This window comes from Klebsiella sp. M041 (assembly GCF_059759695.1).
Map to the genome: position 1 here is coordinate 1 of NZ_JCAXWU010000078.1, position 223 is coordinate 223.

Genomic DNA, 223 nt, shown 5'->3' on the forward strand with positions numbered 1-223 from the left:
CTGATGGTACTCACTGGCCGGACAGTGGTTGCTCACCAGTTGATATTGTCCGGCCAGACCCATGATGTATTATTCATTTCGTTCAGCATCTTTATGTCCTGCTTTTCACGGGCATACTTACCCCATAATGAATGAAAAGAACGAACAATACTGATTAACTGCTTTTTTCTTTGCTCCGGAGATAGGCTGATAAAATAGCAGCACCTGCTGTCAATATTATCCT

1 pseudogene is annotated in these 223 nt (G+C 42.6%); it reads right to left on the minus strand.

The window, feature by feature from the left end:
* Nucleotides 1-32: 32 nt before the first annotated feature.
* A pseudogene (locus AC6CWS_RS26555) lies at nucleotides 33-223 on the minus strand (DUF6904 family protein); the annotation flags it as partial.